At 35.3% G+C, this 13,152-nt stretch carries 10 protein-coding genes; 3 read left to right on the top strand and 7 right to left on the bottom strand.

What is annotated here, in order from left to right:
- Positions 1-57: 57 nt before the first annotated feature.
- The 3 genes from typA to BKH43_RS01175 are packed head-to-tail and all read left to right on the top strand — an operon-like array spanning position 58 to position 3,175.
- Positions 58-1,857, top strand: coding sequence for a translational GTPase TypA (gene typA, locus BKH43_RS01185; RefSeq protein ID WP_095227661.1), 1,800 nt, complete (start codon positions 58-60; stop codon positions 1,855-1,857).
- A gap of 45 nt (positions 1,858-1,902) precedes the next feature.
- Positions 1,903-2,196: a hypothetical protein gene (locus tag BKH43_RS01180; protein ID WP_095227659.1), complete on the top strand. Its 294-nt coding sequence runs from the start codon at positions 1,903-1,905 to the stop codon at positions 2,194-2,196.
- Positions 2,129-3,175, top strand: a complete 1,047-nt coding sequence (locus BKH43_RS01175) for a glycosyltransferase (protein ID WP_095227657.1) — start codon at positions 2,129-2,131, stop codon at positions 3,173-3,175. The genes BKH43_RS01180 and BKH43_RS01175 overlap by 68 nt, the downstream gene beginning before the upstream one ends.
- A 7-nt stretch (positions 3,176-3,182) precedes the next feature.
- Here the strand turns inward: BKH43_RS01175 and BKH43_RS01170 are convergent, their stop codons facing one another.
- From BKH43_RS01170 to guaA, 7 genes are all read right to left on the bottom strand, one after another.
- A complete protein-coding gene (locus BKH43_RS01170) occupies positions 3,183-4,160 on the bottom strand; it encodes a hypothetical protein (RefSeq protein WP_172402279.1) in 978 nt (325 codons plus the stop codon).
- A gap of 37 nt (positions 4,161-4,197) precedes the next feature.
- Positions 4,198-5,064, bottom strand: a complete 867-nt coding sequence (locus tag BKH43_RS01165; protein WP_172402278.1) for a beta-1,4-N-acetylgalactosamyltransferase — start codon at positions 5,062-5,064, stop codon at positions 4,198-4,200.
- Positions 5,065-5,370: 306 nt separating this feature from the next.
- The gene (gene rpoD, locus BKH43_RS01160; RefSeq protein ID WP_095227651.1) at positions 5,371-7,314 is read right to left on the bottom strand and encodes an RNA polymerase sigma factor RpoD; all 1,944 of its coding nucleotides are present in this window, start codon (positions 7,312-7,314) and stop codon (positions 5,371-5,373) included.
- An 83-nt stretch (positions 7,315-7,397) separates the two neighbouring features.
- Positions 7,398-8,576 (bottom strand): type II secretion system F family protein, encoded by a 1,179-nt coding sequence (locus BKH43_RS01155; RefSeq protein WP_095227649.1) that lies wholly within the window; start codon positions 8,574-8,576, stop codon positions 7,398-7,400.
- Positions 8,577-8,601: 25 nt separating this feature from the next.
- Positions 8,602-9,345: a 3-oxoacyl-ACP reductase FabG gene (fabG, locus tag BKH43_RS01150; RefSeq protein ID WP_095227647.1), complete on the bottom strand. Its 744-nt coding sequence runs from the start codon at positions 9,343-9,345 to the stop codon at positions 8,602-8,604.
- Positions 9,346-9,384: 39 nt separating this feature from the next.
- Positions 9,385-11,505, bottom strand: a complete 2,121-nt coding sequence (ppk1, locus tag BKH43_RS01145) for a polyphosphate kinase 1 (protein ID WP_095227645.1) — start codon at positions 11,503-11,505, stop codon at positions 9,385-9,387.
- 42 nt (positions 11,506-11,547) lie between these two features.
- Positions 11,548-13,095, bottom strand: a complete 1,548-nt coding sequence (gene guaA / locus BKH43_RS01140; RefSeq protein WP_095227643.1) for a glutamine-hydrolyzing GMP synthase — start codon at positions 13,093-13,095, stop codon at positions 11,548-11,550.
- Positions 13,096-13,152 lie beyond the last annotated feature (57 nt).

Raw genomic sequence — 13,152 nt, 5'->3', positions numbered from 1 at the left:
CACAAGATGTAATATGTTAGAATCAACAAAATAATAATCATTTCACAAAGAGAGAATATGCAAAATATCAGAAACATAGCAGTAATAGCCCACGTAGACCACGGAAAAACTACCTTAGTTGATGGTCTTTTAAGCCAGTCAGGCACCTTTAGTGATCATGAGCAAGTAAATGAACGCGCCATGGATAGTAACGACTTAGAAAAAGAAAGAGGTATAACTATCCTTTCTAAAAACACAGCCATTAATTATAAAAACACAAAGATAAACATCATAGACACTCCCGGGCATGCTGACTTTGGCGGCGAGGTAGAGCGTGTATTAAAGATGGTAGATGGGGTTTTATTACTAGTTGATGCCCAAGAAGGCGTTATGCCCCAAACTAAGTTTGTTGTTAAAAAGGCTTTAAGTTTTGGCATAAGACCTATAGTTGTAGTAAATAAGATAGATAAGCCAGCAGCCCAACCAGATCGCGTAGTAGATGAAGTTTTTGATCTCTTTGTTGCTATGGGTGCTAATGATAACCAGCTTGACTTCCCAGTCATCTATGCTGCAGCGCGCGATGGTTACGCTATAAAAAATCTAGGTGATGAAAAAAAGAATCTTGAGCCACTTTTTGATGCCATTTTAGAGTACGTGCCACTTCCTAGTGGTGATGAAGCAAACCCACTTCAAATGCAAGTTTTCACACTTGATTATGATAACTATGTAGGAAAGATCGGTATAGCGCGTGTCTTTAACGGTGTGATAAAAAAAGGCCAAACTGTTATGCTAGCTAAGGGTAATGGCGAAAAAGAAACAGGACGTATAACTAAACTTATAGGATTTTATGGTTTAGCTAGGATGGAGATAGAAGAAGCTAAGGCTGGCGATATAGTGGCAATCGCTGGGTTTGGCACTGTAGATGTTGGAGATAGCCTAGTAGACCCAGCTAATCCTATGCCACTAGATCCTATGCACTTAGAAGAACCTACTATGAGTGTTTACTTCGCAGTTAATGATAGTCCACTAGCAGGTTTAGAGGGCAAGCACGTAACGGCTAATAAGATAAAAGAGCGCTTGCTTAAAGAGATGCAAACTAATATAGCCATGAAGTGTGAAGAGATGGGTGAAGGACGCTTTAAAGTAAGTGGAAGAGGCGAGCTTCAAATAACTATCTTGGCTGAAAATCTTAGACGTGAAGGCTTTGAGTTTAGTATCTCTCGTCCTGAGGTTATAGTCAAAGTTGAAGATGGTAAAAAGTTAGAACCTTTTGAACATCTTGTGATTGACACGCCACAAGATTATAGTGGGGCAGTTATAGAAAAACTTGGCAAGAGAAAGGCTGAGATGAAGTTTATGAACCCTATGAATGATGGCTATACGAGATTAGAGTTTGAAATCCCCGCACGTGGAATCATAGGCTATAGATCTGAGTTTTTAACCGACACTAAAGGCGAAGGGATAATGAACCACAGCTTTTTAGAGTTTAGAGAGTTTAGCGGCAGTGTTGAAAGTCGAAAGAACGGCGCACTTGTAAGTATGGAAAATGGTGATACTACTGCTTTTAGTCTTTTTAACATACAAGAAAGAGGCACTCTTTTTGTAGGGGCTGGCACTAAGGTTTATGTAGGTATGGTTATAGGCGAACATAGCAGGGATAATGACCTTGATGTAAACCCTATAAAAGCAAAACACTTAACTAATATGAGGGCTAGTGGTAGTGATGATGCTGTTAAGCTAACTACTCCTCGTGATGTAAACTTAGAGCGTGCTTTAGAGTGGATAGAAGATGATGAGATACTAGAAGTAACGCCGATAAATATTAGAGTCCGCAAAAAATTCCTAGATCCAAACGAAAGAAAACGTAAGAAAAAGTAAGTAGACACACTAGCCAAGGGATGATACAACATTAGAGTTAAGGCTATGCAAGGAAAAGCAAAACGTGTTGCAATCTTACTCTATGACATCACTACCTTTGGTGGTGTTGAAACAACTAGTCTTAACCTAGCCTATGGCCTTAAGGCTAAGGGCTTAGATATAACCCTTATAACTCTTCAAGCCACTAACAAAAACAAACTAAAAAACATACCTTTTAAAACTTATATCTTAAGCGATGATGAAGTTACTATAAAAACACCACTTTTAGTAAATGCTGCTAATACAACTAGCCAAGCTATCTCTACTACTAGAATCGGGGGGGGGGGGGTTAGCCTATAAGCTAACTAGGATCTTAAAGCCACAAAAACTACTCTATCTTAAAAACTATCCTACAAAAAACTACATATATCCAAGCCTTTATCTTCTTACCTCTAAGATACTAAGCAAACTTCCTTTTTGCTCTAAGCTAGCAAGGCTAGTTAAAACGCATAAAGATGACCTTGATACAGCCTTAGAGCAAGATATGAGGCGAGATAAGATTATAAGTATATGTGAACATGAAAACATAGATGTTTTAATAGATTCTTACTGGGAGAGCTTACTTAAAAAAACACAAAAGAAACTTTTTACTATCAAGTGTATACATGGTCACTTTGAACTTTTATATCACTCTAACATGAAAAACTATGACACTTTAGTCTTGCTGACATATCATGAATATGAGCAATGGAATAAGCATTTAAAATATATAAAAGTCATACCTAACTTTGCAAAAGATCCTAAAACGATAAGCACATATGAAAGTAAAAATCTTATCTTTGTAGGGCGCTTAACCCAACAAAAAGGAATCCTAAGACTACTAGAAGCATTTAGCAAAACCAAACAAGGCTTTCATCTAACTTTAGTTGGAGATGGAGAACAAAAAGAAGAGCTTCAAAACTTTATAACGCAAAATAGTCTAAATGCCAGCATAACTGGCTACACACAAAACACTGGCTACTACTATAAAAACTCAAGCATCTTTGTAATGACATCTTTTTTTGAAGGACTTCCTATGGTCTTACTAGAAGCACTTTCTTATGGACTACCTATAATAGCCTATGATGTTCCTACAGGACCAAGAGACTGCATAGAAGATTCCAAAAATGGCTTTTTGATAAAAAATGGAGATGAAGCAAGTCTTATAAAAGCTATAGATAAGCTAAGTAGTTATATAGCCTTAAGGCGTGCTTTTGGAGCAAGATCTAAAGAGATCTTTTTAGAAAGGTTTGAAGAAAGCAAGATTTTAAAGCTTTGGCTAGAGCTTTTAGGCGCCTAATTCAATTTTAAGGGTTAAACTTAAGCTTTTTTAACACCTCTGGCAGTTTTTCATCAAAAAGCTCTAGGTTTAATAACTCTCCTTTTCTAACTGGCAAATGATTATCTGCGACTATAGAAGCTCTATCATTTTTATATCTATCTTTAAACTCTTCAAGACTTAAAAACCTACTTTTATCGCTAGTAAATCTTTGCTTTTTTAGGAAGGGAAAGTGAAAGGAGTTTATAGTAGACTTTATATAGTTTAACTTAGTGTGGGGCAAGTTTAAAATCTCCATCACAAAATTGCGATCTACAAACTTCTTAAAACTAAGGTTGTGGTTAAAGATAAGCCAGTGGTCATCTACATCACTTAAGGGCACATCTTTACCAACTAAGACTTCATCATCAATCACATGTAAATTCACACGTGGGTAAAAAACTATATCATTTTCATACTCTACATACTTAAAGCTCTCTTCTGTAATATCTTGAAGGTATATCTGGTCAACATCAATTTTCAAAAGCCACTCATCTTTTGGAATCTTGTCTAGTGCAAAGTTATAGTACTCATAAAGTTCTTTATAGTCTTTACCAAAACTCCGTCCTTCTTGCTTGATAGGCTTTACATGGTAGGGATACTCATAAGCTTTAAAGCCTTCATGTTGCTTGCAAAACTCTAATATAACTTCCTTGCTACCATCAGTGCAGTCATTATAAGCAATGATGCCTCTTTCTAAAAAGGCTATGCTTTCTAGGCTTACTTTTAAAGTTGGAATCTCATTACACACTCTTATAAAAGCGTAAGGTTTTATAGGCTTTTTTACTTTTCTAAAGCCTTTTAATCTAAGCTTAAAAGATAGATCATAAGTCCTAGCACAACCCCATATTGCCACCTCTTTTAGCCTATCTTTTAGGACTTTTTTAGCAAAACTTGTTATAAAGAAGTTTTTATAAGAAAAAGAAGGGATAAGGCCACTAAGAAACGCACTTAATTCTAACCGCACAACTTCTTTCCTTTCTACTTTTACATAAGCCCTAACATCAAATATCTTTAGTGTCTTTGTAAGGATAGTCAATTTTTTCTAAAATCTCTGGTAGTTTTTCATCAAAAAGATCTAAATCCAGTATCTCTTCACCCATACTTAAAGGAGTGTATCCCCCACGTATTAATTTGGAGCTATCTTCTTTATACCTAGCTTTAAACTCTTCCCAAGTAAAAAACTTACTTTTATCACTTACAAACCTCTGCTTTTTTAGTACTGGAAAGTGAAAGGAGTTTATAGAGGACTTTTTTACTCTTATGCCAGAGTGTGGGAGGACAAGGACTTCCATAACACCATGGCTATTTGCACACATCTTAAAAGAAAGATTGTGATTAAAGATAAGCCAGTGATCATCTACATCACTTAAAGGTATGTCTTTGCTAACTAAGACTTCACCATCTAATACATGCAAGTTAACACGTGGATAGCAAACTATATCATTTTCATACTCTATAAGCTTAAAGCTTTCTTCTGTTATATCTTGCATGTAGATTTGATCTACATCTATCTTTAAAAGCCACTCATCTTTTGGAATCTTATCTAGTGCAAAGTTATAGTACTCATAAAGTTCTTTATACCCTTCTGGAAATACCTCGCCTGGCGCGTATGGTCTTTTTACCTTGTGGGGATACTTATATGCTTTAAAATCACTATATTTTTTACAAAACTCTAAGATTACTTCTTCACTACCATCAGTGCAGTCATTATAAACTATAACACCACGCTCCAAAAAAACTATAGATTCTAAACTTGCTTTTAAGGTTGGAATCTCATTACACACTCTTATAAAAGCGTAAGGTTTTATAGGCTTTTTTACTTTTCTAAAGCCTTTAACGTTTCTTTGCCAAAAGCCCTTTTTTAACATGAAGTATAAAAAAAGGCTTTTATGATAAAAGTTCCCTACTAGCTTCCTTGTTCTACCCTTTAATACTCTTTTGGCAAGATTTTTCATATATGATAAATTTTGTTGGATAGTGGGGGGGGGGGGGTAATAGAAGGCAAGATAGATAAAGTCAAGCTATAAATTCTATCTAGTCTAAGACTTTTTAAGATATAGCTTTTAGGATTCAAATTAGCCCTCCTTTAAAAGACTTTTGTTCTTTAACATGCCTTCCCTTTTAAATCTTGGCCTTTTTTAAGGCACTGCTTTTAGCTTCTTAGGCTAGTATCCCTAGCCACCTAGGTAAGACTTAAGTTTTCGTCCAACTCTAGGATGCTTTAGCTTTTTGATAGCACTAGATTCTATTTGTCTAACGCGCTCTCTTGTAACCTCTAGTGCTTTTCCTATCTCTTCTAAAGTGCAGTCACTTTCATCAGGCAAAAGGCCAAAACGCATTTTTATAACAGTTTTTTCCCTTTCATTAAGGTTGCTTAAGATGTCTTCAATCTGTGCTTTTAAGTCTTCTTTTAACATCATATCTATTGGACTCATAGATGTTTTATCTTCTACAAAATCACCATACTTACCATCATCATCATTGCCTATAGGGGCTTCTAAAGATATAGGCTCACGGGTGATTTTTACTACATTTTTAACTTTATCTACACTAAGTCCCACTTCTTTTGCTATATCTTCTACATCCATCTCTCTACCATTTTCTTGAGAGTACTTACGCATGATATTTCTTATCTTATTGATAGTATCTATCATATGTATTGGAATCCTAATAGTGCGCGCTTGATCAGCAATGGATCTAGAGATAGCTTGCTTTATCCACCAAGTAGCATAGGTACTAAACTTATACTCTTTTTGATACTCAAACTTATCAACAGCCTTCATAAGACCTATGTTACCTTCTTGGATTAGATCTAAAAACGGTAAGCCTCTATTTGTATAACGTTTTGCGATGCTAACTACAAGGCGAAGATTGCTTTTTGCCATCTGAGTTTTAGCCCTATCAGATATCATCTTTCCACGGTTAATCTGTTCTAAAATCTCTTTTAGCTTTGCAGGGTCTAAGTTAAAGTCTCCTTCACTAGCTTTTTTAGTTTGATAAAGCTTTTTTAAGTCCATATAAACACTAACCATAGTAGTTTCTGGCACGCTTGCCACTATATCTTCCCTACTCATCTCAACTATATTTTCTAGAATCTTTTCGTGGTTTTCTCTCAAAGTATCATTAAAAAGTGGTAGCTTATATTCAAGTCTTTTTTTCTCTTGCTCAAAGCCCTCTTTATCATTTTTAAGGCTGTTTTCCATAGCTTTTGTAAGTTCATTTATAAGCTTAGATGTTGGTCCTAGATCAAGTAAACGCTGCTTTAAGATATGTTTCTTCTTAGCAAGTGTTAAAAAGTGTAAAAGCTGCTTATCTTTATCTTCTTCAACCTCAGCTTCTAAGACTTCTAGCCATTCTAGTTTTGCTTTTTCTAGCGCACTAAAACCTTCTTTTACTTTTTCTACTCTCTCTTTTTCTTTCTTAGATGTTACTTGCTCTTCAGCACCCTCTTCTGCTTCTATATCATCATCGTAGTCATCGCCATCACTCTTACTATCTTCAAAACTTTTAAAAAGCTCTTTTACACGTCTTTCACGTTTTAGCAAAGGGCTTTCATAATCATGGATAAAGTCTATTAGATAAGGGACTGAGCAAATCGCATCTATAATGATGTCTTCTCCAAGCTCAATTTGCTTGCTTAAAACAACTTCTTCTTCCTTGGTTAGTAGTCTTTCAGCACCCATCTCGCGTAGATACATCCTAACTGGACTATCACTTCTACTCCACTCAGAAAGCTCTTTTTCACGCATAAAGTCAAACTCTTCTTGTGCACTTTCGTTTATAAACTTTTGTCTTTCTTTTTCTTGTTTTATCTTATCAGCTGCGTTTTGGTTTTTAGCTAGCTCTGAGCTTGATATAAGCTTTTTTTTGTACTTTTTACAAAGGGAGTTTATCTTTTTTACTAGGGCTTTGTCGGGATTAGATTCTATAGTTTGTGCTATGGCCTCATAAGATATAAACTTATCTTTAGCCTCATTAAATATCTTTTCTAGTCTCTCATCCACACTTAGTTTTGTTTCACTATCTTTAGTTTCTTTTAACTCTTCTTCTTGATCTCTTATCTCATCTAGTAATACATCAACTTCTGCTTTTGATTCTGGTTTGATTCTTTTAGCCATATTAAACCTCTTCTAGGATGAAATTAATCTTACATTTTATCATATAAGATTTAACGATTAAAGCAAATAGAGCTTACAAGCTTTTACACACTGCCCACTAGCTCCCACATAGGAGTTATAACAGCTAAAGCTAAAAACAAGATTATAAGTCCAACTACTATAGTAAGCACAGGTGAAAGACTAGAGACTATCTTAGTTAGCAAACTATAGTGCATGCGTTTGTAATACTTTGCATTAAAGTCCATAGCAAAGTCTAAGTTGCCTGTTTTTTCTCCATTTTGGATTAAAGAGATATTAGCTATATCTAACTTAGTTGCCTTAAAGCCTGTACTTAAAGTTTGGCCAAGCAAAAGCTTATCATGCACTATAGAAAGCCTACCTTTTATATATAAGTTATTACAAAAACCTATAGTTGTAAAAAGCGCTTTATCTATAGGGTAAGAGCTTTTTATAAAGTAAAAAAGCACTAAGGAAAATCTATGCATCTCATAATAAAACATGGCCTTACCAAAAAGTGGGAATCTAAAAACAAGATAGCTAAAAAGATAAACATAACGCCTTTTTAAATAAAACAAAGCCCATGCTACTAGGATGATAAAGCCTAAAAAGTATAGATAGTAACTACTTACCATATCGCTTAAGGCTGTTAAAAGTAGTGTTGGAAGAGGTAAAGTAGCTTCAAAGCTTTCAAAGATACCCACAAACTCAGGTACTACATATAAGCTTATGCCCACAACTGCAATGAATATAGATATAAGCATAAATACTGGGTAGATAAGGCTTTTTTTAAAGGAGTTTTTTAACTCATTTTTAGCTTTTATCTCATTAGCACAGATCTTGCAAACCTCGCTTACATTGCCACTTTTCTCACCTACTTCATAGATAGCACAGATAAAAGGAGAACAAACTTTTGGATGTCTTTTTAAAGCAGAACTTATAGGGTGTCCTTTTTGTATACTTGCTTTTATATCTAAGACTAGGGCTTTTACATCCCTATGATAAAGATTTTCGAAAATAGAATCTAAAAGCAAAAGTAAAGGCATACCAGAGGCTAGACCATGGCTTAACTGCCAAAACATACTTTCACTTTCTTCTATCAAAGACGCACTAAAAAGATCACCCAAAAAAGCTAACTCTTTTATGCCAACTATTAAAAAGCCCTTTTTTTCTAGCCTTAGGCAAATAGTCTTTGCATCTTTACCAAAGAAAGTTTTTTTAAAAGTTTTAGTATCTTTTATATAAGTGCATTCAAAACGCTTCAAGCCTAGCCTTTATTTTATAGAATGCTTACATATACATCCCGCCATTTATCTTTAAGACTTCTCCAGTTATATAACTTGAATAATCACTTAGTAAAAATGCCACGCCATTAGCTATATCACTGCCTTCTCCTAGTCTTTTTAAAGGGATAGCATTTACATAGCTTTCTTTAACTTCTTCACTTAGCTCTTCAGTCATATCTGTTCTTATAAAGCCTGGAGTAATAGTATTAAATCTAACGCCTCTCATAGCTCCTTCATAAGCAAAGCTCTTAGTCATAGCTATCATGCCACCTTTGCTCGCACTATAGTTTACTTGACCAGCATTGCCCCTTTCGCCTACTATGGAAGAGATATTAACTACGCTTCCACTTTTTTGCTTACTCATAACTTTTAAAGCTTCCCTGCATCCTATAAAGCAAGAGTTAAGATTCCCTTTTATGACAGAATCAAAGTCTTCTAGCTTCATACGCAAAGCTAGCTTGTCATTAGTGATACCGGCGTTATTTACTAGGTAAGAAAGCTCGCCATCACACTCAACTATTAACTTTATGGCTTCTATAAACTCAGCCTCACTAGTTGCATCAAATGGCACTACAGCACTTTGGAATCCTTTAGAATCTAGCTCTGCTTTTAGTTTTAAAGCAAGCTCAGCATTACTTCTATAATTTATCCATACTTTTAATCCAAAGCCTGCTAAAGTCCTAGCTATATCTGCGCCTATGCCTTTGCTAGCACCTGTGATTAAAACATTTTTACCTGAAAACTTCATGTGAAAAAACTCCTATTTTGATTTTATTTGTAACTATTTCTAGCTTTCACGAGTGTACCTAGAAAGTAGTTTTTTTATCTTTTGATGATGACGGCTTGTGCCATCATAAAGTTTAGTTATATGGTCTTCATAAAAGATTTGAGAAGACATAGGCTTATCATTATTATGCACCTTTATGTACTCACCATTAGAATCTAAACTATAAAGCTGTACATTATCTTTTAACTGAAGATCTAGCAAAGTAGTAAGCTTAGTTCTTAGAGATTCCACTAGTACTGGAGTTAGTAGCTCTACTCTTCTCTCCAAGTTTCTAGGCATGATATCAGCACTTGAAAAGTAAACTTGATTAACATCATGCTTAAAGTAGTATATCCTTGCGTGCTCTAGATACTTTCCTATCAAAGAAAACACTCTTATATTTTCACTCATGCCTTTTACGCCAGGTCGCAAGCAGCAAATCCCTCTTATTATCATATCTATCTTTACTCCAGCATTTGAAGCTTCATAAAGCGCATTTATCACATCTACATCTACGCAAGCATTAGCTTTTAAGATGATATGACCTTGTTCTTTATGGGCTATCTCACCAGCTATAAGACTTAAAAGCTTAGGCTTTATCTGAGTTGGCGCAGTATAAAGCGTATTTAAATAAGTCTTCGGAGTAGTCCCAGTTGAAAGAGAGTGAAAGAGTTTTATAGCATCTTTTCCAAAATTAGTATTAGCAGTAAAAAGACTTACATCAGTATAAATCTTAGCAGTGGCTGAGTTATAGTTTCCTGTGCTTAAGTGAACATACTCTTTTAGCTTACCTTCATCTTTCCTAACTACTAAGGCTATCTTGGCGTGTACTTTTAGATTTGGGATTCCATAGATTACATGAGCGCCAGCAGATTCTAAAGCTTTAGCCCAGTGGAGGTTGTTTTCTTCATCAAACCTAGCTTTTAACTCAACTAAAACTGTAACTTGCTTGTTTTCAGCTGCTTCTGTTAGAGCTCTAATTATGGAGCTATTTTTCCCCGTCCTATAAAGCGTCATACGTATGGATAAAACCTTATCATCTTTTGAAGCTTGTTGTATAAAGTTAACTACTGGCTCAAAGCTTTCATAAGGGTGAAAAAGCATAATATCGCCATTATCTATATGAGAAAATATAGACGTAGAGCTATCTTCTAGGGGGGGCAAAATCTTTGGGACATAAGTTGGGCTTAGCAAGTTAGCATACTCTTTTAAAGCGATTAACTCCCAAAATGCACCCCCTCCTAGTGGCATAGTGTACTCATATATATCAAGATCACTCATACCAGCTTTTACTTTGATTTGACGTTTTATAAACTGTATAAGATTTTTTTTCTCACCTTCTACATTAGGCTTACCTATCTCTAGTCTTACTATCTCGCCTTTTTTACGCGCCCTTATACCTTCACTCATCAAAGCTATAAAGTCATCTGCTTCTTCTTCTTCTATCTCCATGTCTGCATTTCTTGTAACCCTAAAAGGCACATAAGCTAAGCTTTCATAACCTGTAAAAAGCTCTTCTGCAAACTCTCCAACTACTTCTTCTACTAACGTGTAGTTATAAGGACAAACGCTAATAAATCTCTTCAAAACTCTTGGAATCCTAACTATGCCATATTTGACATTACCACTTTCTATATCTTTTAGCTTTATAGCTATAGCAAAGCTAAGGTTGTTTAAGTGAGGGAAAGGATGGGTTGCATCAACTACTATAGGTACGATGATAGGATAAAGATAGTTTTTAAAATACTCCCTCATCTTTAACTTATCATCTTTACCTAGCTGCTCAAAGCGTTTTAGTATAAGGTTGTTTTTTGCTAGTTCATCTTTAATGTCTTCATACAAAGTTTCTACATAAGACTTTTCTTTATGCAAGTACTCTCTTATATAAGTAAGCTGTTCTAGTGGAGTTAGCTTATCAGCACCACTTTCTATGATGCCATTAGTATAAAGGCTCATAAGACCTGCCACTCTTATCATATAAAACTCATCTAAGTTAGTAAAATATATAGCTATAAATTTCAATCTTTCTAGTACTGGTATATTAGACTTTGCCTCGTTTAAAACACGTGCGTTAAATCTAAGCCAACTTAACTCTCTATTAAAAAATCTTTCATTTTGCTTATCATCATGTTTTGAGTTCATATGTGTCTCCTTATATAGACCTATCAAATACCTCTGATACTTTTACTCCCACTCTATAGTGGCTGGTGGCTTACTAGATATATCATAAACCACTCTATTAATCCCATCTACTTCATTTATAATACGACTTGATACTTTTTCTAAAAGCTCATAAGGAAGATGTGCAAAAACTGCACTCATGCCATCACTTGCCTCAACTACTCTTACACAAGCTGTGTTCTCATAAGTCCTATTATCACCCATAACGCCAACTGACTTCACGTTTAAAAGCACGACAAAGGCCTGCCATACTTTATTATAGAATCCAAAGTTATGCAATTCATCTAAGAGGATATTATCTGCCTTTCTAAGGATGTGTAAACTTTCTTCATCCACACTGCCTATAATCCTAATAGCAAGGCCAGGACCTGGGAAAGGGTGCCTTAAAAGCATAGGCTTTGCCATGCCTAGTTTTAGCCCTAAGTTTCTAACCTCATCTTTAAAAAGCTCTCTTAAAGGCTCAACTAACTCTAGATTCATCTTTTCAGGCAAGCCCCCAACGTTATGGTGAGACTTTATAACTTTTGAAGGTCCTTTTGCACTAGTAGATTCTATAACATCTGGGTATAAAGTACCTTGGGCAAGATACTTTATATCACTGTGATTTGCTGCTTCTTTTTCAAAAAGCTCTATAAAAGTCTCTCCTATGATCTTTCTTTTTTGCTCTGGCTCAACTACGTCTTTTAAGCGCTCTAAAAATATATCCTTAGCATCTATTGTGATAAGTGGTACATTTAGATACTGCTTAAACATCATACAAACTGCATCCCTCTCACCCTCTCTTAAAAGCCCCGTATCTACAAAAACAGGTATAACGCGCTCTCCTAAAGCCTTATATAAAAGGGTAGCTACCACACTAGAATCTACTCCACCACTGACTGCACAAAGCACCTTGCCAGTTTTTATCCTCTTTTGTAAGTTTTCTATCTCATAGCTTAAAAATGTATCCATATTAAACTCTGGCTTAACACCACAAAGCTCTGCAAAGTTAGATAAAAACTTAAAGCCCTCTTCAGAGTGAACTACTTCAGGGTGAAACTGAAAACCATAAACTTTTTGCTTGTCACATAAAAATGCACAATTTGCAGTATTATCACTTGATGCTATAGAGCTAAACCCTTCAGGTAAGCTTTCTACTTTATCTGCATGACTCATCCAAACAATACTATCTTGATTAATACCTTTAAATATAGCTTGCTTAGTGTCTATTTTTAACTTAGCCTTACCGTACTCTTGCTTTTCTGCTCTTGCTACCTTGCCTCCAAAGTAGTCAACCAAAAACTGCATACCATAACAGATGCCTAATATAGGTATGTTTAGATCAAAGATCTCTAAGTTTGGCTTATAAGCATCTTCTTCATAGATACTTGCTGGACCTCCACTAAGTATCAAACCCTTAGGGCTTTTAGCCCTTATAGAATCTATCTTTTCAAAATAGGGAACAATCTCGGCGTAAAATCCATGCTCACGTAAACGCCTTGCGATTAGTTGAGTGTACTGACTACCAAAGTCTAGTATTAAAATATCTGCTTGATTGTTTTGCATGCACATCCTTAAAAAGTTTTGCTTTATGTAAGCTTACTTGAAGATTCCAAAAACTGACTTTAA

Source organism: Helicobacter sp. 13S00401-1, from assembly GCF_002272925.1.
Classification (GTDB): Bacteria; Campylobacterota; Campylobacteria; order Campylobacterales; family Helicobacteraceae; genus Helicobacter_I.
The sequence above is the reverse complement of the archived record's forward strand: the minus strand, read 5'-3'. Positions and strand labels throughout refer to the sequence as shown.

Coding starts and splice junctions, on each gene's coding strand:
- typA (WP_095227661.1), top strand. CDS start 58: ATGCAAAATATCAGAAACATAGCAGTAATAGCCCACGTAGACCACGGA.
- BKH43_RS01180 (WP_095227659.1), top strand. CDS start 1,903: ATGCAAGGAAAAGCAAAACGTGTTGCAATCTTACTCTATGACATCACT.
- BKH43_RS01175 (WP_095227657.1), top strand. CDS start 2,129: ATGCTGCTAATACAACTAGCCAAGCTATCTCTACTACTAGAATCGGGG.
- BKH43_RS01165 (WP_172402278.1), bottom strand. CDS start 5,064: ATGTTAAAAAAGGGCTTTTGGCAAAGAAACGTTAAAGGCTTTAGAAAA.
- rpoD (WP_095227651.1), bottom strand. CDS start 7,314: ATGGCTAAAAGAATCAAACCAGAATCAAAAGCAGAAGTTGATGTATTA.
- fabG (WP_095227647.1), bottom strand. CDS start 9,345: ATGAAGTTTTCAGGTAAAAATGTTTTAATCACAGGTGCTAGCAAAGGC.
- ppk1 (WP_095227645.1), bottom strand. CDS start 11,505: ATGAACTCAAAACATGATGATAAGCAAAATGAAAGATTTTTTAATAGA.
- guaA (WP_095227643.1), bottom strand. CDS start 13,095: ATGTGCATGCAAAACAATCAAGCAGATATTTTAATACTAGACTTTGGT.